This is a genomic window from Burkholderia sp. AU30198 (assembly GCF_020419825.1).
Classification (GTDB): Bacteria; Pseudomonadota; Gammaproteobacteria; order Burkholderiales; family Burkholderiaceae; genus Burkholderia.
In genome coordinates this window covers 403,556-422,996 of the sequence record NZ_JAIZSA010000004.1, presented here as the reverse complement: position 1 = coordinate 422,996, position 19,441 = coordinate 403,556, and the positions used below count along the sequence as shown (strand labels likewise).

Below are 19,441 nucleotides of genomic sequence, written 5' to 3'. Positions count from 1 at the left end.
TGCCCGATGCGTGGCCGGCTGGCGAACCGATCGGACGATTGCGTGTCACACGGGCATGACCGAAGCGCACGACGCCGGCACCTGATGGCCCGCTGGAGTACGAACGGGCCATTCTAGTGCATCGGCTGCGTCTCTTCAGGGCATGCCTGCACGGTGCGATGCATGCGCGCACCGATCGTGCACCGCATCATCGCGCACGCGCCGAGCGGGGCGAATCAGCGTTTTCCATCCCTTGCGTCCTGAATTGCGGCGCACCATGATGAATGCGTAGGCTCGTTGTTGCGATAGGGAGGTTCCATGGCTAGCTACAACAAGATTCTCTTGTGTTATGACGGCACGCTCGAAGGACGCAAGGCATTGCGCTGCGGCGCCAATCTCGCGATGGACCTGAAGGCCGAGACGCATTTGCTGTCGGTCGTCGACATGCGCTCGAGCATTGCACAGAGCGCGGGTTTGCTGACCGACGTCGCGTGTGGCCGGTTCGAGGAAACCGCGCGTGAGATCCTGCAGGAAGGGGTGAACTGGCTACGCGAGCGCGGCGTGCAGGCCGAAGGCCATTTCGCGTTCGGTTATCCGATCGACGAAATCGCGAATCTTGCGACGGAACTGCAGGCCGATCTGGTTGTTGTCGGCCATCGGTGCCGCAGCGGGCTGTCGAGATGGTGGATGGGCTCGGGCAACACACAACTGCTCGATCGCGTGAACTGCAGCATTCTGGTTGCGTGTTCGTCCGCGCAGGAGCAGAAAGCCGAAATCGCGCGTGAGCGTGAAGCGGCCACGGCGAACGGCAAATGATCCCATGATTCGATGACTGCCTGACCGGCGAATCGCGCCGGTCAGGCGTCGTGCCACGTCAGTGGCGCGGGCGCCGGCCGTGGCCAGCCGAGACTGGTCAAGCGTGCAGGTCGATCGCGGACAACTTCCACGAGAACAGGCCGAAGCGGTGGAATATCGCCGCGTAGCGCGTGCCATCGGCACTGCGCTGATAGGTCACGACGAATTCATCGATATTCCGGTATCCGGCGCTGGTTTGCTGCTGGTGCGGCGAATGCGTTGCATCGACCGGGCCGGCCGGTGCGGCAGCGGCGGGTGGTTGCGATGACGCAACTGTCGTGGTCGCGTTGCTGCCCGGAGTCGCTGCGCTCGCCGGTGCCGGATTGGCTGCCGGTGCGGCTGGCGTGTTGCCCGGTGCGTTGCTGCCTGACGGCAGATTCGACCATTCCGGTGGACGCTCCCCCGGATTGCCATACGGCGGCAGCCCGCTCATCAGCGCGGCCACGCCCTCCGGGGTCGCGTACGCATCGACCAGCGGGCCGATCAGCGCAGACCCGATCAGCGCGCCAATCACCGCGAACGGATTGTTCTTCTTCACCGCGTCGATCCGACGCATCAACTCTTCCGTGACCTGTTGCTTCAGGCTGATGCGCAGCGACGGAAAATCGACATATTCACTGATGGCCTGCGCATCGCGCGCATCGATCGCCGATTTCAGGCGACCGAGCGCGACGTACGGCGACGCGTAGGCATAGCCGATCGCCGCAACGACGGCGACGGCCAGCACGACGATCAGCAGGGGCTTGAGCCGCCAGGCGCGGCCCGACGATCCGGTCACGTTGCCTCCGGTGCGGGGATGTTCCGCAATCAGAGACCGCCCGGCGTGGCCGATCGTTCCTCTGCGATGCAGTGATCGATCATCCGGCACACGGCATCGATCGTGCCGACCATGATCAGGCGCGAACGGCCGTGATAGACGCGCACCGGTGCGCGGCGTGCGGGCTCTGCGTGATTCAGGCCGGCGTTCAGCGATACCCGCGCGAAAGCGGGGAGCGCCGACGGCAGCAGGGACGCCTGCCGTTCGACTGCGACTTCTTCTTGCACAGGCGCCGCCGCGGACAGCGGTGCGCAGGGCGTGCGGCCGCGCAGGTGACGCAGGCGACCGAATTGACGGAAAGGCAGCAGACGGGCAAGGCGTTCCATGATGTTCTCCTCAGCGAGACGGAATGTCAGAGTTCGCCCGAGCGGATCAGCCCGACGGCGATGCCTTCCAGCGCGAATTCCGCGCTGCCGGCCTTGACGAAGATGTTTTCGTAATCCGGGTTCTCCGCGATCAGCTCGAGACCGCCCGGCCGGCGCATCAGGCGCTTGACCGTGACGTCGTCGCCGAGACGCGCAACGATGATCTGGCCGTCCTTCGCTTCCGTGCGCTTTTGCACGGCGAGGAGGTCGCCGTCGAGAATGCCGGCGTCGCGCATCGACAGGCCGCGCACTTTCAGCAGGTAGTCGGGCTTGCTGGTGAACAGCGCGGGATCGCATGCGTAATGCTGCGAGATGTGCTCCTGCGCGAGGATCGGGCTACCGGCGGCGACGCGGCCGACGAGTGGCAGCGACAGTTGCATCAGACCGGCGTGCGGCAGCGTGAACTGGTACGGGGCGTCTTCGATGCCGAGCAGGCGGATGCCGCGCGACGCGCCGGCGGCCAGCTCGATCACGCCTTTGCGTGCCAGCGCACGCAGGTGCTCCTCGGCCGCATTCGGCGAGCTGAAGCCCAGTTCGGCCGCGATCTCGGCACGGGTGGGCGGGAATCCGGAGCGCTCGATCGCGCGGCGGATCAAGTCGAACACTTGCTGCTGACGGGCGGTGAGTTTGGTCATGGCTGAACTGTATGGATAGACAGTGAGCTGTATTTTTATACAGTAGTTCGGGAATTTCAAGTGTTACGTGAGGTTCGACGCGATCGCGCCGGTTCCGGCGTGATTTCACGGCGTCCGGACGCCGGTTCATCTGCCGCAACCGTCCATCCCGTCTGCGTTAGCACTTTTGGGTATTAAAAAATGAGGAACGATTATTTTTAATCATGTAACCCGTTCGTTAGACTGGCCCGACATCGCAATACCGACAACACTGGAGAACCAAGGATGGGCAAGCGCAATACGGGGCTGGTGGGCGGAGTGGGCCGCCTGATCGCAACACTCGCGCTGGGCGCGGCGGCGGCGCTGGGCGTCGCGACGCACGCGCAGGCCGATACGACCTTCCTGAACGTGTCGTACGACCCGACGCGCGAGCTGTATCAGGACTTCAACCAGGCGTTCGGCAAGGAGTGGAAGGCCAAGACGGGCGAGACGGTCAACTTCAAGCAGTCGCACGGCGGTTCGGGCGCGCAGGCGCGCTCGGTGCTCGACGGCCTGCAGGCCGACGTCGTCACGCTGGCGCTGGCGTACGACATCGACGCGCTCGCGAACAAGGGGCTCGTCAACAAGGACTGGCAGAAGCGCCTGCCCGACAACGCATCGCCGTATACGTCGACGATCGTGTTCCTGGTGCGCAAGGGCAATCCGAAGGGGATCAAGGACTGGGACGACCTGACCAAGCCGGGCATCTCGATCGTCACGCCGAATCCGAAGACGTCCGGTGGCGCGCGCTGGAACTACCTGGCCGCCTGGGCGTACGCGGTGCACAAGCCGGGCGGCAATGAGCAGACGGCGAAGGAATTCGTCACGAAGCTCTACAAGAACGCGGGCGTGCTCGACTCGGGCGCGCGCGGCGCGACGACGAGCTTCGTGCAGCGCGGGATCGGCGACGTGCTGATCGCATGGGAGAACGAGGCGTTCCTGTCGGTCAAGGAATTTGGCACCGACAAGTTCGAGATCGTCGTGCCGTCGGTGAGCATCCTGGCCGAACCGCCCGTCGCGGTGGTCGACAAGGTGGTCGACAAGAAGGGCACGCGCAAGCTGGCCGACGCGTACCTGAACTTCCTGTATAGCCCGCAGGGCCAGGAGATCGCGGCGCGCAACTACTACCGGCCGCGTTCGAAGAACGTGCCGGCGGAGCTGACGAAGCAGTTCCCGAAGCTGAAGCTGTACACGGTCGACGATACCTTCGGCGGCTGGACGAATGCGCAGAAGACGCATTTCGCGGACGGCGGCGTGTTCGATTCGATCTACAAGCCGCAGTAACGCCATAACGACAGCGGTGCGCCACGACAGCGCGCCGCATCCCCGACGGCTCGCCGGCGCAATGCATCGCGCCGGCGTTTGCGTCGGACCCATGAGCAGCAACGACCCAGCAAGAGCATCCGATGACGACGTACACCTTTCGCAAGCCGAGCGCGCTGCCCGGTTTCGGCGTGACGCTAGGCATCACGGTGGCCTATTTGAGCCTCGTGGTGCTGATACCGCTCGCCGCCACGTTCCTGAAGACCGCGACGCTGTCGTGGGACCAGTTCGTCACTGCCGTCACGTCGCCGCGCGTGCTCGCGTCGTACCGGCTGACGTTCGCGTCCGCCCTCGGCGGTGCGCTGATCAACGCCGTGTTCGGCTTCCTCGTCGCGTGGGTGCTCGTGCGCTACACGTTTCCGTTCAAGCGCCTCGTCGATGCGATCGTCGACCTGCCGTTCGCGCTGCCGACGTCGGTCGCCGGCATCTCGCTCGCGGCCGTCTATGCGACCAACGGCTGGGTCGGCCAGTATCTTGCGCCGCTCGGCATCAAGATCGCGTTCACGCCGGCCGGCGTGCTGGTCGCGCTGACCTTCATCGGGCTGCCGTTCGTGGTGCGCACCGTGCAGCCGGTGCTCGAGGATTTCGAGCGCGAGCAGGAAGAGGCCGCCGCGTGCCTCGGCGCGTCGCGCTGGCTGACGTTCCGCCGCGTCGTGCTGCCGTCGGTGCTGCCGGCGCTGCTCACCGGTTTCGCGCTTGCGTTCGCGCGCGCGCTCGGCGAGTACGGCTCGGTGATCTTCATCGCCGGCAACGTGCCGATGAAATCCGAGATCACGTCGCTGCTCATCATCACCAAGCTCGAGCAGTACGACTACGCGGGCGCGACCGCGCTCGCGGTCGTGATGCTCGTCGTGTCGTTCCTGATGCTGCTGCTGATCAACACGCTGCAGTGGTATCTGCAGCGCCGCACCAGCAAGGGCGCGAGCGGCCCCGCGCCCGCCACCGTCACCGCCGTCGCAGCAGGAGGCCAGCAATGAGCCAGGAGGCTACCGCCGTGCTGAAAAACCCGTCCGCCGCGCAGGCGCGCGCCGCGAAGCGGCTCGACCCCGTCAGCGAGTCGCGCGTCGTGCGCTGGCTGCTCACGGGCATCGCGCTGGCGTTTCTTGCATTCTTCCTCGTCGTGCCGCTTGCCGCGGTGTTCGTCGAGGCGTTGAGAAAGGGCGTCGGCTTCTATCTCGAATCGCTCGCCGATCCCGACGCGTGGTCGGCGATCAAGCTGACGTTGACCGTCGCCGCGATCGCCGTGCCGCTGAACCTCGTGTTCGGCGTGTGCGCATCGTGGGCGATCGCGAAATTCGAATTCCGCGGCAAGGCGCTGCTGACGACGCTGATCGACCTGCCGTTCTCGGTGTCGCCGGTGATCTCCGGCCTCGTGTACGTGCTGCTGTTCGGCGCGCAGGGCTGGTTCGGGCCGTGGTTGCAGGATCACGACGTGCAGATCATCTTCGCGGTGCCGGGCATCGTGCTCGCGACGGTCTTCGTCACGTTCCCGTTCGTCGCGCGCGAGCTGATTCCGCTGATGCAGGCGCAAGGCACCGACGAGGAAGAAGCCGCGCGCGTGCTCGGTGCGTCCGGCTGGCAGATCTTCCGCCGCGTGACGCTGCCGAACGTGAAGTGGGGCCTGCTGTACGGCGTGATTCTCTGCAACGCGCGCGCGATGGGCGAGTTCGGCGCGGTGTCGGTCGTGTCCGGCCACATCCGCGGCGTGACCGACACGATGCCGCTGCACGTCGAGATCCTGTACAACGAATACAACTTCGCGGCGGCGTTCGCGGTGGCGTCGGTGCTGGCGCTGCTCGCGCTCGTCACGCTCGCGCTGAAGCTGCTCGCCGAGCGCCACCTGGCCGCCGAACTGGCCGGCTCGCGCGACGCCGTTCCCGCACATGCCGGCCCCGTCGCCGCCGTTTCGTCGAAATCGTAAAGAGGCAACCAGAATGGGTATCACCGTCCGTCACCTTCAGAAGCGCTTCGGCGATTTCACTGCGCTCGACAACGTATCGCTCGACTTCCCGCCCGGCGAACTCGTCGCGCTGCTCGGGCCGTCCGGCTGCGGCAAGACCACGCTGCTGCGCGTGATCGCGGGCCTCGAGCACGCGGATGCGGGGCAGGTCGTGCTGCAGGGGCTCGACGTCGCGTCGGTCGGCGCGCGCGAGCGCCAGGTCGGTTTCGTGTTCCAGCACTACGCGCTGTTCCGCCACATGACGGTATTCGAGAACGTCGCGTTCGGGCTGCGCGTGAAGCCGCGCCGCGAGCGGCCGTCGGAAAGCGTGATCCGCGACAAGGTGCACGAGCTGCTGAAGCTCGTGCAGCTCGACTGGCTTTCGCAGCGCTATCCGTCCGAGCTGTCGGGCGGCCAGCGCCAGCGGATCGCGCTGGCCCGCGCGCTCGCGGTCGAACCGAAAGTGTTGCTGCTCGACGAACCGTTCGGCGCACTTGACGCGAAAGTCCGCAAGGAACTGCGCGGCTGGCTGCGTCGTCTGCACGACGACCTGCACATTTCGACGATCTTCGTCACGCACGACCAGGAGGAGGCGCTGGAAGTCGCGGACCGCATCGTCGTGCTGAACCGCGGCCACGTCGAGCAGGTCGGCAGCCCGCAGGACGTCTACGATCATCCGCAGAGCGCGTTCGTCTACGAGTTCCTCGGCGCGGCCAACCGGTTGCCGGGCACGGTCGCCGGGCGCGGCTTCGTCGCCGAGGGGGCGGCCGCGCCGATCGAGGTCGACGCCGATTTCGCGGGCCCCGCGAATGCGTACGTGCGGCCGCACGACCTGCAGCTGTGGCCGGCGGGCGAAGGGCACCGCGACGGCATCGCAGTGGACGTGCGCCGCGTGATTCCGCTCGGCGGTTCGGTGCGCGTGGAGCTCGAGGCGCGCGCAGGCGGCGCGCTCGAAGCCGAACTCGACCGCGACGCGTGGCGTGCGCTGTCGCTGCAGGTCGGCGACGGTGCGACGGCCGTGCCGCGCGCGGTGCGCGTATTCCCCGCGCGCTGACGCGCGGGTGCAGGGCAGGAGGGGGCGGGTGCCGCTCCGATTACACAAGCAAACAACGACAGCCTAAGAGGCATACCCATGAATTTTCAGCAACTGCGCTTCGTGCGCGAAGCGGTACGCCAGAACATGAACCTGACGGAAGTCGCGAACGTGCTGTACACGTCGCAGTCGGGCGTGTCGAAGCAGATCAAGGATCTCGAGGACGAGCTCGGCGTCGACATCTTCATCCGCCGCGGCAAGCGGCTGACGGGGCTCACCGAGCCCGGCAAGGCCGTGCACCAGCTGATCGAGCGGATGCTGCTCGATGCCGAGAACCTGCGCCGTGTCGCACGCCAGTTCGCCGACCAGGACAGCGGCCACCTCGTCGTCGCAACGACCCACACGCAGGCGCGCTATGCGCTGCCCAAGGTGATCCGGCAGTTCACCGACGTGTTCCCGAAGGTGCACCTCGCGCTGCGCCAGGGCAGCCCGCAGCAGATCGCGCAGATGATCCTGAACGGCGAGGCCGATCTCGGCATCTCGACCGAGGCGCTCGACCGCTACCCGGACATCGTCACGTTCCCGTGCTATTCGTGGCACCACACGGTGGTCGTGCCGAAGGACCATCCGCTCGTCGGCCGCGAGAACCTGACGCTCGAGGAAATCGCCGAGTACCCGATCATCACGTACGACCAGGACTTCACGGGCCGCTCGCACATCGACCAGGCGTTCACGCAGGCGGGTGCCGTGCCCGACGTCGTGCTGACCGCGATCGACGCGGACGTGATCAAGACCTACGTCGAACTCGGGATGGGGATCGGCGTCGTCGCGGCGATGGCCTACGATCCGCAACGCGACACGGGGCTCGTCGCGCTCGACACGCAGCACCTGTTCGAAGCGAGCACGACGCGGGTCGGGCTGCGCAAGGGCGCGTTCCTGCGCGCCTATGCGTACCGGCTGATCGAGATGTTCGCGCCGCACCTGAACGAAGCGGAAATCGCGGGGCTGTTGCGCGAAGCCGTCTGACGACAACGCGTCGCGCGCCGTCCGCGCCATTGCAGCGGATGGCGCGACGTACCTGCGCGGGGGTTGTCATGCATTGGGCGGCGGCAGGCGATCTGCCGCCGCCTAGGTTGTTCGATTCACCGAATCATCGACCGCCATCGCGGTTTCCAGTCCGATTCATCACCACACGCGGCGAACGCGATGCGGTCGCCTGCCGGCACACCATCAAGGCAGCACGTGCGAGCACCCCGTTTCGGGTGCCGTCATCCGCCATACCGGGCGACCCGTTTCCCCATCGATGTGATTCAATGCGCGTGAATGCCTGCGGGCGGGCGTTGACGCGGCCCTTCGACCACCACCTGACCGGTAGGCCCACACAGCGGCGCAATGCACAGCACCGGAACGAGCCGCGGGACGCATGACCGACAGTCGGTTCGCATTCACTGAAGCCCGCACGCGGATCGCCGGTTCCGACACACTCCGCGACATATTGTGCAGTACGCAACACGCGTGACGAAGAGGTAAACAATGAATCTGAGATGGTTTCTCTTTTCCTTCGAAGGCCGGATCGGGCGCCTGCCGTGGTGGATCTACGCGCTGTTTTACGCTTTGCTCAGCGCGTTTTTCGATGCGGGTTCGCGCGGTTCGTCGAATGACGATCTGCCGCCGCTGGTGATGGCGGTGCTCGTCGCCATCGGGGTCATCGCGGTGTGGTCGTCGATTGCGGTGGGCGTGAAGCGGCTGCACGACATCGACAAGTCGGGATGGTGGATGCTGTTGCTGTTCGTGCCGATCGTTGGCGCGCTCGCGTTGTTCGTGATGAACGGCTTCATCGCCGGCACGCCGGATGCGAACCGGTTCGGCGAGCCGCCGTCGGTTGATGAAGACGAGCCGGCACCGCAGGACCCGGCGTGACGCGCGCTCCGAATAAACCCTTAAATATTGATCAGACAGGTTGCGCGCCGACACGAATCGGTACAGCATAGCCTTCACTCCGCCGGCGTCCCGCCGGCGGCGGCGCGTCATCGACAGCACGCGTCAGGCAGTCGGCCGTCTGCCTCGCTTCCATTCCGTGGTACCGACAGCAGCATCGATGGCCGTTGTCCGGGTAGTGTGGCGCAAACGTTTGCTCACATTAAAACAACAGTCAAACAATCGTCCGGCCCTTGGGGCCAGTCGCCAGGAGATGTGTATGAATGTCCTCTTTCGCCGTCGCTTCCTGACTGCCGCACTCGCCGCCGTCGCGGTCGCCGCCGCACCGGCCGTCCACGCGCAATCGACGGCCAAGCCGAAGGTCGCACTCGTGATGAAGTCGCTCGCCAACGAGTTCTTCCTGACGATGGAAACGGGCGCGAAGGAATACCAGAAACACAACGCGAGCCAGTTCGACCTGATTACCAACGGCATCAAGGACGAGACCGACACCGCGAACCAGATCCGCATCGTCGAGCAGATGATCGTGTCGAAGGTCGACGCGATCGTGCTCGCACCGGCCGATTCGAAGGCGCTCGTGCCAGTCGTGAAGAAGGCGGTCGACGCGGGCATCATCGTCGTGAACATCGACAACCGGCTCGACCCCGACGTGCTGAAGTCGAAGAACCTGAACGTGCCGTTCGTCGGGCCGGACAACCGCAAGGGCGCGCGCAAGATCGGCGATTACCTCGCGAAGCGGCTGAAGGCGGGCGACCAGGTCGGCATCGTCGAAGGCGTGTCGACGACGACCAACGCGCAGCAGCGCACGGCCGGCTTCCAGGACGCGATGAAGGCGGGCGGAATGAAGGTCGTGTCGGTGCAGTCCGGCGAATGGGAAATCGACAAGGGCAATGCGGTCGCTGCCGCGATGCTCAACGAATATCCGAACCTGAAGGCGCTGCTGTGCGGCAACGACAACATGGCGATCGGCGCCGTGTCGGCCGTGCGTGCGGCTGGCAAGCAGGGCAAGGTGCTCGTGGTCGGCTACGACAACATCAACGCGATCAAGCCGATGCTGAAGGACGGCCGCGTGCTCGCGACCGCCGATCAGTACGCGGCGAAGCAGGCGGTGTTCGGCATCGACACGGCGCTCAAGGCGATCGCCGAGCATCGCAAGCAGGCCGACATGTCGGGCGTGGTCGAGACGCCGGTGGATCTCGTGACGAAGTGACGCGGCCCCGATGCGGCCGCCGCCCTCAAGAATTTGGCGCGGCGGCCGTTATCCGGGGTGAGCGCGATCACGGCCACTGCATGCACATGCACTTGTGAGCGTCACACCCGCGCGCCGCGTGCGCGCGGCCGCAACCAGGATCGCGATGGACCCGACCTTCCAACCCTCCCGCGCAGCCCCTCCCGTGCTGTCCGTATCCGGCATCGGCAAGACCTATGCCGAACCCGTGCTCGCCGACGTCACGCTGACGCTCGAGCCGGGCCACGCGCTTGCGTTGACGGGCGAGAACGGCGCAGGCAAGAGCACGTTGTCGAAGATCATCGGCGGGCTCGTCGAACCGACCGCCGGCACGATGCTGCTCGGCGGCCAGCCGTATGCACCGGCGAGCCGGACCCAGGCCGAAGCGCTCGGCGTGCGCATGGTGATGCAGGAGCTGAACCTGCTGCCGACACTGACGGTGGCCGAAAACCTGTTCCTGAATCGCCTGCCGCGGCGCTTCGGGATCATCGATCGCGCGCGGCTGCGCGACGATGCGCGGGCCGCGATGGCACAGGTCGGGCTCGACACGGTCGATCCCGATACGCCGGTGGGCGCGCTCGGCATCGGCCACCAGCAGATGGTCGAGATCGCGCGTAACCTGATCGGCGATTGCCGCGTGCTGATTCTCGACGAACCGACCGCGATGCTGACCGCGCGCGAAGTCGAGCTGCTGTTCGAGCAGATCGACCGGCTGAAGGCGCGCGGCGTCGCGATCGTCTACATCTCGCACCGGCTCGAGGAACTCGCGCGCGTCGCCGAGCGCGTCGCGGTGCTGCGCGACGGCCGGCTCGTCCATGCGGGCGACATGGCGGCGACGACGTCCGACGGACTCGTCACGCTGATGGTCGGGCGCGAGGTCGGCGAGCACATCGATCTCGGCGAGCGCCATTTTGGCGCGCCGCGCCTCGTCGTGTCGGGTCTCACCCGTGGGACGGCGGTGCGCGACGTGTCGCTCGAAGTCCGCGCGGGCGAGATTTTCGGCATCTCCGGGCTGATCGGTGCGGGGCGCACCGAGTTGCTGCGGCTGATCTACGGCGCCGATACGCCGGATGCGGGGACGATCGCGGTGGGCCAGCCGCTGAAGCCGGCGCGAATCGGTTCGCCCGTCGACGCGGTGAAGCACGGCATCGCGCTGATCACCGAGGATCGCAAGGGCGAAGGGCTGCTGCTGACGCAGTCGATCACCGCGAACGTGTCGCTCGGCCAGCTCGACCGGCTCGCGCGCGGCGGCATCGTCGACAGCGCGCGCGAAACGGCGCTCGCCGAGCAGCAGATAGACGCGCTGCGGATCCGCATGCACGGCGCGACGCAGGCGGTCGGCGAACTGTCGGGCGGCAATCAGCAGAAGGTCGTGATCGGCCGCTGGCTCGCGCGCGACATGGGCGTGCTGCTGTTCGACGAGCCGACCCGCGGGATCGACGTCGGCGCAAAGTTCGAGATCTACACTTTGATGGGCGCGCTCGCGCGCGAAGGCCGCGCGCTCGTCGTCGTGTCGAGCGACCTGCGCGAGCTGATGCTGATCTGCGACCGGATCGGCGTGATGTCGGCCGGCCGCATGACCGCCGTGTTCGAGCGCGGCAACTGGACCCAGGATGCACTGCTGGCCGCGGCGTTCGCCGGCTTCGGCCGCGAGACGCGGCCGGGCGGCGTGCGGCATCCGGACGCAGGGCAGGCGCCAGGCGCCGCGCCGGGCACTTCGACGACAGGACGACAGCCATGACCCAGCCTCCCGTAACCCCGACCGACGCAGGCGCGCAGCAGGACGTGACGGGGCACCGTGCGCGCACGCTGTCCGGCACGCGGCTGGGCCTGTCCAACTACCTCGGGCTTGCCGGCGCGCTCGCCGCGATGATTGCGCTGTTTTCGGTGCTGAGCTCGCATTTCCTGACCTACGACACGTTCAGCACGATCGCGAACCAGATTCCCGATCTCGTCGTGATGTCGGTCGGGATGACCTTCGTGCTGATCATCGCCGGGATCGACCTGTCGGTCGGCTCGGTGCTCGCGCTCGCCGCGTCGATGGTCAGCGTCGCCGCGCTGAAATGGCAGTGGGGCCCGCTGCCGGCCGCGCTGATCGGCATCGCGGTCGCGACCGTCACGGGCGCGCTGACGGGCGCGGTCACGGTCGGCTGGCGGATCCCGTCGTTCATCGTATCGCTCGGCGTGCTGGAAGCTGCGCGCGGCCTCGCGTACCAGCTGACGAATTCGCGCACGGCCTATATCGGCGACGCGTTCGATTTCCTGTCGAACCCGATCGCGCTCGGCATCTCGCCGGCATTCCTGATCGCGGTCGCGGTGATGATCGCGGCCCAGTTCGTACTGACGCGCACCGTGTTCGGACGCTATCTCGTCGGGATCGGCACGAACGAAGAAGCCGTCCGACTTGCAGGGGTTAACCCCCGGCCGTATAAAATTCTCGTATTCGCACTGATGGGCGCGCTCGCGGGGCTCGCGTCGCTGTTCCAGATTTCGCGGCTCGAGGCGGCCGACCCGAATGCGGGCGTGGGCCTCGAACTGCAGGTGATCGCGGCCGTCGTGATCGGCGGCACGAGCCTGATGGGTGGGCGCGGCTCGGTGATCAGCACGTTCTTCGGCGTGTTGATCATCTCCGTGCTGGCCGCGGGGCTTGCGCAGATCGGCGCGAACGAACCGACGAAGCGGATCATCACCGGCGCGGTAATCGTGGTGGCGGTCGTGCTCGATACGTATCGCAGCCGGCGCATGCGCGTGCGGTAAGCAACACACAAAACAGACCAGAGAGCAGAGAGAAACGGGAAATGGCGACGATCAAGGATGTGGCAGCCATGGCGGGCGTGTCGTTTACGACCGTCTCGCATGTGGTGAACAATTCGCGGCCGGTGTCCGCGGATGTGCGTGCGAAGGTCGAGGGCGCGATCCGCGAGCTGAATTACGTGCCGTCGGCTGTGGCGCGCTCGCTGAAGGCACGCTCGACGGCGACCATCGGCCTCGTCGTGCCGAACAGCACGAATCCGTACTTCGCGGAGCTTGCGCGCGGCATTGAGGATCAGTGCGCGGCCAATGGCTATTGCGTGTTCTTCTGCAATTCGGACGACGATCCCGTCAAGCAGCGCAACTACCTGCGCGTGCTGCAGGAAAAGCGCATCGACGGGCTGATCGTCGCATCGGCGGGCGAGGATGCGGTGCTCGCGCAGACGCTTGCGGATATTCACGCGCCGCTCGTCGTCGTCGACCGCAACATCGAGGGGCTCGCGGCCGATCTCGTGCAGATCGACCACGAGCGCGGCGCGTACCTGGCGACGCGCCACCTGCTCGAGCTCGGGCACGCGAAGATCGGCTGCATCACGGGGCCGACCGACACGGCGGTCAGCGCAATGCGCGTGCACGGCTTCATCCGTGCGATGGCCGAGCGCGGTGTCGACATCGTGCCGGGCGCGATCGCGGAAAGCGACTTCTCGTGCCTCGGCGGCTATCACGCGGCGTCGCGGCTGTTCGAATCGGTGCGGCCGAGCGCGATCTTCGCAGGCAACGACCTGATGGGCGTCGGCGCGCTGCGCGCGGCGGCCGAGCGCGGCATGCGCGTGCCTGACGACTGTTCGATCATCGGGTTCGACGACATCGAATTCTCCCGCTACACGTATCCGGCACTGTCGACGGTCGGCCAGTCGGTGCGCGCGCTCGGCGAAATGGCCGCGCAGACGCTGATCGAGCGGATCGGCGGCGGTTCGACCGCCGTGCCGAGCCGCCGCCGCGTCGTGTCGCCGCGCCTCGTGCTGCGCGAATCGACTGCGGTCTACCGCGAGCCGCCGGCCTCCGGCGGGCGCGCATGACGGCGCCCGCAGCAGGCACCGGCCGCGTGACGGTGGTCGGCAGCCTCAACATGGATCTCGTCGTGCGTGCGCCGCGTCTGCCGTTGCCAGGCGAAACGCTCGCCGGTCACGCGTTCGCGCAGGCGGCGGGCGGCAAGGGCGGCAACCAGGCCGTCGCCGCCGCGCGGCTCGGCGCTCAGGTCGCGATGATCGGCTGCGTCGGCGCGGATGCGCACGGCGCGGCCTTGCGCACGGGCCTCGAAGCCGAGGGGATCGATTGCGCGGGGCTCGCGACGAGCGCGTCGGCATCGACCGGCGTTGCGCTGATCGTCGTCGACGATGCGAGCCAGAATGCAATTGTGATCGTCGCGGGCGGCAACGGTGAGGTCACGACCGATACGGTCGCACGGCACGAGGCCGCACTGGCGTCGGCCGACGTGCTGATCTGCCAGCTCGAGACGCCGCCGGACGCGGTGTTCGCGGCGCTGTCGGCCGGGCGTCGGCTCGGCCGCACGGTGGTGCTCAATCCGGCCCCGGCCGTCGCACCGCTGCCGGACGGCTGGCTGCCGCTCGTCGATTACCTGATCCCGAACGAGGTCGAGGCGGCCGCGCTGACCGCGCTGCCTGTGCGCGACCCGGCGGAGGCGGAAGCCGCCGCGCGCGTGCTGCAGGCAGGCGGCGCGCGCAACGTGCTGGTCACGCTGGGCGCGCGCGGCGTGCTCGCGCTGACGGCCGATGGCGCGGCACGGCACTATCCGGCGCCAGCCGTGCAGGCCATCGACACGACGGCGGCCGGCGATACCTTCATCGGCGGCTTTTCCGCGCGGCTCGCGGCCGGTGCGGACGTCGACACGGCCATCCGCTTCGCGCAACGCGCAGCGGCACTGTCGGTCACGCGAGCGGGCGCGCAGCCGTCGATTCCAACGCTTGCCGAACTGGCCGGATAGGGCCTGATCACGCATCGCGGCCGGCTCGTCGCCAACGACGGCCGGCCGCGAGTCTCCGACGCTCGCCGGCAGCGGAGCGCCTTCCATCGTCTGGCTTCCAGCACCCGCTGAAGCTCGCATTTTTCATTCAGCTATTTGTAATAAACAGACAAATAATTCGAAAAAATAGCGGAATCACCATCAAGTTGTGCGGTGCAAGGTCGTAAATGCACCGGGTGAAGCAATGCTTCGAAGCGACGGGCCTGTCCCGTCCATCACGACGCAACACAGGAAGGATGATGGTGTTCAAAAACCTGACGATTCGTGCGCGCATCGGTCTCACGATGGCGTTTCTGGCGGTGCTCCTGGGGGTGATCGGCGCGCTCGGCGTGTACGGTATGACACGCGCGAACGATACGACGCGCGATATTTTCACGAACCAGATGCCAAGCGCGGTCGATGTATCGGTGGCCGAGATATTCTCCGCGCGCGAACGCCTGGCGCTCGACCGGGCGGCGCTCCTGGCCGGCACGCCCGATGCGGCGGACGCCGTCGCGCGAAGCCGCGCGATGCGTACGCAGTCCGACGCGTGGTGGCAGAAGTATCTCGCGTTGCCGCGCGGCCCGGAGGAAGACCGGCTCGCCCAGGACGTCGCCGCGAAGCGGTTGGCATTGCAGCGCGTGTGCGACGCGTTCGCGAACGTGGTGGGAGCGAATCAGGCCGACCAGATCGGCAACGGCGCGAAGCAGCTCCAGGCGAGCTATAGCGACCTGTCGACGGCGAGCGAGGCGCTGCGCAATTTCCAGTTCACCGATGCACAAGCCGGCTTCGATCACGCGGAATCGGCGTACGACACACTGCGCGTGCTGGCGATCGCCGCGCTGGTGGCCGGCCTTGCCGCCGCGGTAGTGTCGTGGCTGACGCTGAGCCGCGCGATCGGCCGCCCGATTGCCGACGCGCTCGCGCATTTCGACGCGATTGCCGCCGGCGACCTGCGCCGGCCGATCGTCGTGGACCGGCATGACGAGATGGGCCAGCTTCTCGAGGGCCTGGGCAAGATGCAGCGCGGGCTCGTCGACACGGTGCGCACCGTGCGCGGCGGCAGCGAGTCGATCGCGACCGCGGCGCGCCAGATCGCGGCCGGCAACATCGACCTGTCGTCGCGCACCGAGGAGCAGGCCGCGGCGCTGCAGGAAACCGCGTCGAGCATGGAACAGCTGACCGGCACCGTGAAACAGAACGCGGACAATGCACGCCAGGCCAGCTCGCTGGCCGCGAATGCGTCGGAGATTGCAAACAAGGGCAATACGGTGGTCGGCCAGGTGGTCGGCACGATGGGCGAGATCAACGACAGCTCGGCGAAGATCGCGGACATCATTGCGATCATCGAGGGAATCGCGTTCCAGACCAACATTCTTGCGCTGAATGCAGCGGTCGAAGCCGCGCGGGCAGGCGAGGAAGGGCGCGGTTTCGCGGTCGTCGCGGGCGAGGTGCGCAGCCTGGCCCAGCGTTCGTCGGCTGCGGCCAAGGAGATCAAGGTGCTGATCGATGCGTCGGTGGAGCGCATCCGGTCGGGTTCCACGCTGGTCGACGAAGCGGGTCGCACGATGAGCGACGTGATCGGTGCGGTACAGCGCGTGACGGACATCATGGGCGAGATCGCGGCGGCGTCCGAGGAACAGAGCGGCGGGATCGACCAGGTGGCGCGCGCGGTCGCGCAGATGGACGAGGTCACGCAGCAGAATGCGGCGCTCGTCGAGGAAGCCGCGGCCGCCGCGCAATCGCTCGACGAACAGGCCGGGCGCCTGCGTGAAACGGCAGCGGTATTCCAGCTCGACGGCGACACGTCACGCCCGGGCGCCGCGGCGCCGGTTGCGGTGCGTCACGCGCCGCGTGCGCCCTCCGCGGCGGTTGCCGTGCCCGTCCAGGCTGCTGCGCGCGATGATCGCGATGCGCCGCCGAAACGCGCGGCCGCAGTGGCGCCGCTGCGCAAGCCCGTCGCTGTTTCTGCTGCTTCTGCTGCGTCCGCGCAGACTGCCGCTACCGCGGACGACTGGGAGACCTTCTGATTCGCGCGTGCCGCGCATCTATCCCCATTTGGTGACGAACGACGCCCGCGACATGCGGGCGTCGTCGTTTCTGCGGCGGAAAAATGTGACACGCGATGTGCATGAATGACGATCGTGCATCGTCGCGCGCATCGCGTGACCTGCATCGACGGATGCGTGCACAGGTGGGTACAGGTGACGTTCCCGCATCCGTTGTACGGGTATCTCCGTAAGGGCGCTTCGAAAAAAATTTGTAACGGCGCGCGCAACGTGTCGTCGCAAACGGCTGCTCGAACGTATAGAGATGAAGGGGAGAAGTGACAACGTCGGATGTGTCCAACGCACAAGACGTTCCGTCGTTCGACGAGACGTGACGGATGCAGTTTCTGCGGCTCGGGAGATCGATTGTAAAACGACGAAATGTGTTGTCCAAGCGGTGTTGTCGAGAATAACGAACTTCATACGAAGAGTTCGTGAAAAAAAAACAGAAAGGGTTTAGGATGAATTCGAACGCGCTTGCTTCTGCGCAGTCGTACGAAGGCAGGCACGTCTTCAGACTCAGGCGAGGGAGGTAGCATGGATATTTACAGCAGCTTCGCGAACCGCTTCGAAAAAACGCGAGAGGAAGAGCTCTCGCTGGAGGAGTATCTCGCGCTCTGCAAGAACGATCCATCCGCGTACGCGACGGCTGGTGAACGCATGCTGGCAGCAATCGGGGAACCTGAACACATCGATACCCGCAACGAGCCGCGCCTGTCGCGGATCTTTGCGAACAAGGTCATCAAGGTCTATCCGGCATTCCGTGAGTTCTACGGAATGGAGGAAGTGATCGAGCAAGTGGTCGCGTATTTCCGTCACGCTGCGCAAGGGCTCGAAGAGAAGAAGCAGATCCTCTATCTGCTTGGCCCGGTGGGCGGCGGCAAGTCGTCGATCGCCGAGCGTCTGAAGCAACTGATGGAGCGCGTGCCGTTCTATTCGCTGAAGGGTTCGCCCGTCAACGAATCGCCGCTCGGGCTGTTCGACTACGACGAAGACGGCCCGATCCTCGAGGAACAGTACGGCATTCCGCGCCGCTACCTGAAGAACATCCTGAGTCCGTGGGCCGTCAAGCGCCTGCACGAATACAACGGCGACATCCGCCAGTTCCGCGTGGTGCGCCGCTATCCGTCGATCCTGCGGCAGGTCGGCATCGCGAAGACGGAACCGGGCGACGAGAACAACCAGGACATCTCGTCGCTGGTCGGCAAGGTCGATATCCGCAAGCTCGAACAGTACGCGCAGGACGACGCCGACGCATACAGCTACTCCGGTGGCCTGTGCCTGGCGAACCAGGGCCTGCTCGAGTTCGTCGAAATGTTCAAGGCGCCGATCAAGGTGTTGCACCCGCTGCTCACCGCCACGCAGGAAGGCAACTTCAAGGGCACAGAGGGCTTCGGCGCGATTCCGTTCGACGGGATCATCCTCGCGCACTCGAACGAGTCGGAGTGGAAGGCGTTCCGCAACAACCGCAACAACGAGGCACTGCTCGACCGGATCTTCGTCGTGAAGGTGCCGTACTGCCTGCGCGTATCGGAAGAGACCAAGATCTACGAGAAGCTGATCCGCAACTCGTCGCTGGCCGAGGCCGTGTGCGCGCCGGGCACGCTGAAGATGATGTCGCAGTTCTCGGTGCTGTCGCGCCTGCACGAGCCGGAGAATTCGAGCCTGTTCTCGAAGATGCAGGTGTATGACGGCGAGAATCTCAAGGACACCGATCCTAAGGCGAAGTCGTACCAGGAATACCGCGACTACGCGGGCGTGGACGAAGGGATGACGGGCGTGTCGACACGCTTCGCGTTCAAGATCCTGTCGCGCGTGTTCAACTTCGATTCGAGCGAGGTCGCGGCCAACCCCGTGCACCTGATGTACGTGCTCGAACAGCAGATCGAGCGCGAGCAGTTCCCGCCGGAAACCGAGCAGAAGTACCTGTCCTTCGTGAAGGACGTGCTCGCGTCGCGCTACGCGGAATTCATCGGCAAGGAGATCCAGACGGCCTACCTCGAGTCGTATTCGGAGTACGGCCAGAACATCTTCGACCGCTACGTCACGTATGCGGACTTCTGGATCCAGGATCAGGAATTCCGCGATCACGACACGGGCGAGAGCTTCGACCGCGCCGCGCTGAATGCGGAGCTGGAGAAGATCGAGAAGCCGGCCGGCATCAGTAATCCGAAGGATTACCGCAACGAGATCGTGAACTTCGTGTTGCGTGCACGGGCGGCGAATGCCGGCAAGAACCCCGTGTGGACGAGCTACGAGAAGTTGCGCGTCGTGATCGAGAAGAAGATGTTCTCGAACACCGAGGAACTGTTGCCGGTGATTTCGTTCAACGCAAAGGGTTCGGCGGAGGAACAGCGCAAGCATGAGGACTTTGTGAACCGGATGGTCGCGAAGGGCTATACGCCGAAGCAGGTGAGGCTGCTTTGCGACTGGTACCTGCGCGTGCGCAAGTCGTCATGACGCGCGTGGTACCGCGCCCGTACGGCGTC

The 19,441-nt window shown here is 66.1% G+C and carries 17 protein-coding genes; 14 read left to right on the top strand and 3 right to left on the bottom strand.

Going from position 1 to position 19,441, the window contains the following annotated elements; genetic code table 11:
- The first annotated feature begins 297 nt into the window (after positions 1–297).
- Positions 298–795, top strand: coding sequence for a universal stress protein (locus tag LGN19_RS12870; protein WP_011351890.1), 498 nt, complete (start codon positions 298–300; stop codon positions 793–795).
- A 97-nt stretch (positions 796–892) separates the two neighbouring features.
- Here LGN19_RS12870 and LGN19_RS12865 read toward each other — a convergent pair whose 3' ends face one another.
- The 3 genes from LGN19_RS12865 to lexA are packed head-to-tail and all read right to left on the bottom strand — an operon-like array spanning position 893 to position 2,651.
- Complete coding sequence (locus tag LGN19_RS12865) at positions 893–1,612, bottom strand: DUF2939 domain-containing protein (protein ID WP_226215031.1); 720 nt, start codon at positions 1,610–1,612, stop codon at positions 893–895.
- A gap of 29 nt (positions 1,613–1,641) precedes the next feature.
- A complete protein-coding gene (locus LGN19_RS12860; RefSeq protein ID WP_011351892.1) occupies positions 1,642–1,977 on the bottom strand; it encodes a hypothetical protein in 336 nt (111 codons plus the stop codon).
- 26 nt (positions 1,978–2,003) lie between these two features.
- Positions 2,004–2,651, bottom strand: coding sequence for a transcriptional repressor LexA (gene lexA, locus LGN19_RS12855; RefSeq protein ID WP_226215084.1), 648 nt, complete (start codon positions 2,649–2,651; stop codon positions 2,004–2,006).
- A gap of 264 nt (positions 2,652–2,915) precedes the next feature.
- Here lexA and LGN19_RS12850 point away from each other — a divergent pair, with 264 nt between their 5' ends.
- From LGN19_RS12850 to LGN19_RS12790, 13 genes are all read left to right on the top strand, one after another.
- The gene (locus LGN19_RS12850; RefSeq protein ID WP_011351893.1) at positions 2,916–3,953 is read left to right on the top strand and encodes a sulfate ABC transporter substrate-binding protein; all 1,038 of its coding nucleotides are present in this window, start codon (positions 2,916–2,918) and stop codon (positions 3,951–3,953) included.
- Positions 3,954–4,075: 122 nt separating this feature from the next.
- Positions 4,076–4,969 carry a sulfate ABC transporter permease subunit CysT gene (cysT, locus tag LGN19_RS12845; protein WP_226215030.1) on the top strand — a complete coding sequence of 298 codons (894 nt, stop codon included), beginning with the start codon at positions 4,076–4,078 and terminating at the stop codon, positions 4,967–4,969.
- Positions 4,966–5,913, top strand: coding sequence for a sulfate ABC transporter permease subunit CysW (gene cysW / locus LGN19_RS12840; RefSeq protein WP_226215029.1), 948 nt, complete (start codon positions 4,966–4,968; stop codon positions 5,911–5,913). Before cysT ends, cysW begins: the two co-directional genes overlap by 4 nt.
- Positions 5,914–5,926: 13 nt before the next feature.
- A complete protein-coding gene (locus tag LGN19_RS12835) occupies positions 5,927–6,985 on the top strand; it encodes a sulfate/molybdate ABC transporter ATP-binding protein (RefSeq protein WP_226215022.1) in 1,059 nt (352 codons plus the stop codon).
- A gap of 78 nt (positions 6,986–7,063) precedes the next feature.
- Positions 7,064–7,990: a CysB family HTH-type transcriptional regulator gene (locus LGN19_RS12830; protein WP_122945299.1), complete on the top strand. Its 927-nt coding sequence runs from the start codon at positions 7,064–7,066 to the stop codon at positions 7,988–7,990.
- Positions 7,991–8,497: 507 nt separating this feature from the next.
- On the top strand, positions 8,498–8,884 hold the full coding sequence (locus LGN19_RS12825) for a DUF805 domain-containing protein (RefSeq protein WP_122945300.1): 387 nt from the start codon (positions 8,498–8,500) through the stop codon (positions 8,882–8,884).
- A gap of 277 nt (positions 8,885–9,161) precedes the next feature.
- Positions 9,162–10,112 (top strand): sugar ABC transporter substrate-binding protein, encoded by a 951-nt coding sequence (locus tag LGN19_RS12820; protein WP_043182740.1) that lies wholly within the window; start codon positions 9,162–9,164, stop codon positions 10,110–10,112.
- A 145-nt stretch (positions 10,113–10,257) separates the two neighbouring features.
- Complete coding sequence (locus tag LGN19_RS12815; RefSeq protein ID WP_226215021.1) at positions 10,258–11,871, top strand: sugar ABC transporter ATP-binding protein; 1,614 nt, start codon at positions 10,258–10,260, stop codon at positions 11,869–11,871.
- Positions 11,868–12,887 (top strand): ABC transporter permease, encoded by a 1,020-nt coding sequence (locus tag LGN19_RS12810; protein ID WP_226215019.1) that lies wholly within the window; start codon positions 11,868–11,870, stop codon positions 12,885–12,887. The genes LGN19_RS12815 and LGN19_RS12810 overlap by 4 nt, the downstream gene beginning before the upstream one ends.
- A gap of 41 nt (positions 12,888–12,928) precedes the next feature.
- A complete protein-coding gene (locus LGN19_RS12805; protein ID WP_174912368.1) occupies positions 12,929–13,960 on the top strand; it encodes a LacI family DNA-binding transcriptional regulator in 1,032 nt (343 codons plus the stop codon).
- The gene (gene rbsK / locus LGN19_RS12800) at positions 13,957–14,886 is read left to right on the top strand and encodes a ribokinase (RefSeq protein ID WP_226215018.1); all 930 of its coding nucleotides are present in this window, start codon (positions 13,957–13,959) and stop codon (positions 14,884–14,886) included. Before LGN19_RS12805 ends, rbsK begins: the two co-directional genes overlap by 4 nt.
- A 278-nt stretch (positions 14,887–15,164) precedes the next feature.
- Complete coding sequence (locus LGN19_RS12795) at positions 15,165–16,934, top strand: methyl-accepting chemotaxis protein (RefSeq protein ID WP_226215016.1); 1,770 nt, start codon at positions 15,165–15,167, stop codon at positions 16,932–16,934.
- A gap of 555 nt (positions 16,935–17,489) precedes the next feature.
- On the top strand, positions 17,490–19,412 hold the full coding sequence (locus LGN19_RS12790; RefSeq protein ID WP_043182748.1) for a PrkA family serine protein kinase: 1,923 nt from the start codon (positions 17,490–17,492) through the stop codon (positions 19,410–19,412).
- Positions 19,413–19,441 lie beyond the last annotated feature (29 nt).

Excerpts from the sequence above, each read along its gene's own strand:
- LGN19_RS12870 (WP_011351890.1), top strand. The coding sequence starts at position 298 with ATGGCTAGCTACAACAAGATTCTCTTGTGTTATGACGGCACGCTCGAA.
- LGN19_RS12860 (WP_011351892.1), bottom strand. The coding sequence starts at position 1,977 with ATGGAACGCCTTGCCCGTCTGCTGCCTTTCCGTCAATTCGGTCGCCTG.
- lexA (WP_226215084.1), bottom strand. The coding sequence starts at position 2,651 with ATGACCAAACTCACCGCCCGTCAGCAGCAAGTGTTCGACTTGATCCGC.
- LGN19_RS12850 (WP_011351893.1), top strand. The coding sequence starts at position 2,916 with ATGGGCAAGCGCAATACGGGGCTGGTGGGCGGAGTGGGCCGCCTGATC.
- cysT (WP_226215030.1), top strand. The coding sequence starts at position 4,076 with ATGACGACGTACACCTTTCGCAAGCCGAGCGCGCTGCCCGGTTTCGGC.
- cysW (WP_226215029.1), top strand. The coding sequence starts at position 4,966 with ATGAGCCAGGAGGCTACCGCCGTGCTGAAAAACCCGTCCGCCGCGCAG.
- LGN19_RS12835 (WP_226215022.1), top strand. The coding sequence starts at position 5,927 with ATGGGTATCACCGTCCGTCACCTTCAGAAGCGCTTCGGCGATTTCACT.
- LGN19_RS12830 (WP_122945299.1), top strand. The coding sequence starts at position 7,064 with ATGAATTTTCAGCAACTGCGCTTCGTGCGCGAAGCGGTACGCCAGAAC.
- LGN19_RS12825 (WP_122945300.1), top strand. The coding sequence starts at position 8,498 with ATGAATCTGAGATGGTTTCTCTTTTCCTTCGAAGGCCGGATCGGGCGC.
- LGN19_RS12820 (WP_043182740.1), top strand. The coding sequence starts at position 9,162 with ATGAATGTCCTCTTTCGCCGTCGCTTCCTGACTGCCGCACTCGCCGCC.
- LGN19_RS12815 (WP_226215021.1), top strand. The coding sequence starts at position 10,258 with ATGGACCCGACCTTCCAACCCTCCCGCGCAGCCCCTCCCGTGCTGTCC.
- LGN19_RS12810 (WP_226215019.1), top strand. The coding sequence starts at position 11,868 with ATGACCCAGCCTCCCGTAACCCCGACCGACGCAGGCGCGCAGCAGGAC.
- LGN19_RS12805 (WP_174912368.1), top strand. The coding sequence starts at position 12,929 with ATGGCGACGATCAAGGATGTGGCAGCCATGGCGGGCGTGTCGTTTACG.
- rbsK (WP_226215018.1), top strand. The coding sequence starts at position 13,957 with ATGACGGCGCCCGCAGCAGGCACCGGCCGCGTGACGGTGGTCGGCAGC.
- LGN19_RS12795 (WP_226215016.1), top strand. The coding sequence starts at position 15,165 with ATGGTGTTCAAAAACCTGACGATTCGTGCGCGCATCGGTCTCACGATG.
- LGN19_RS12790 (WP_043182748.1), top strand. The coding sequence starts at position 17,490 with ATGGATATTTACAGCAGCTTCGCGAACCGCTTCGAAAAAACGCGAGAG.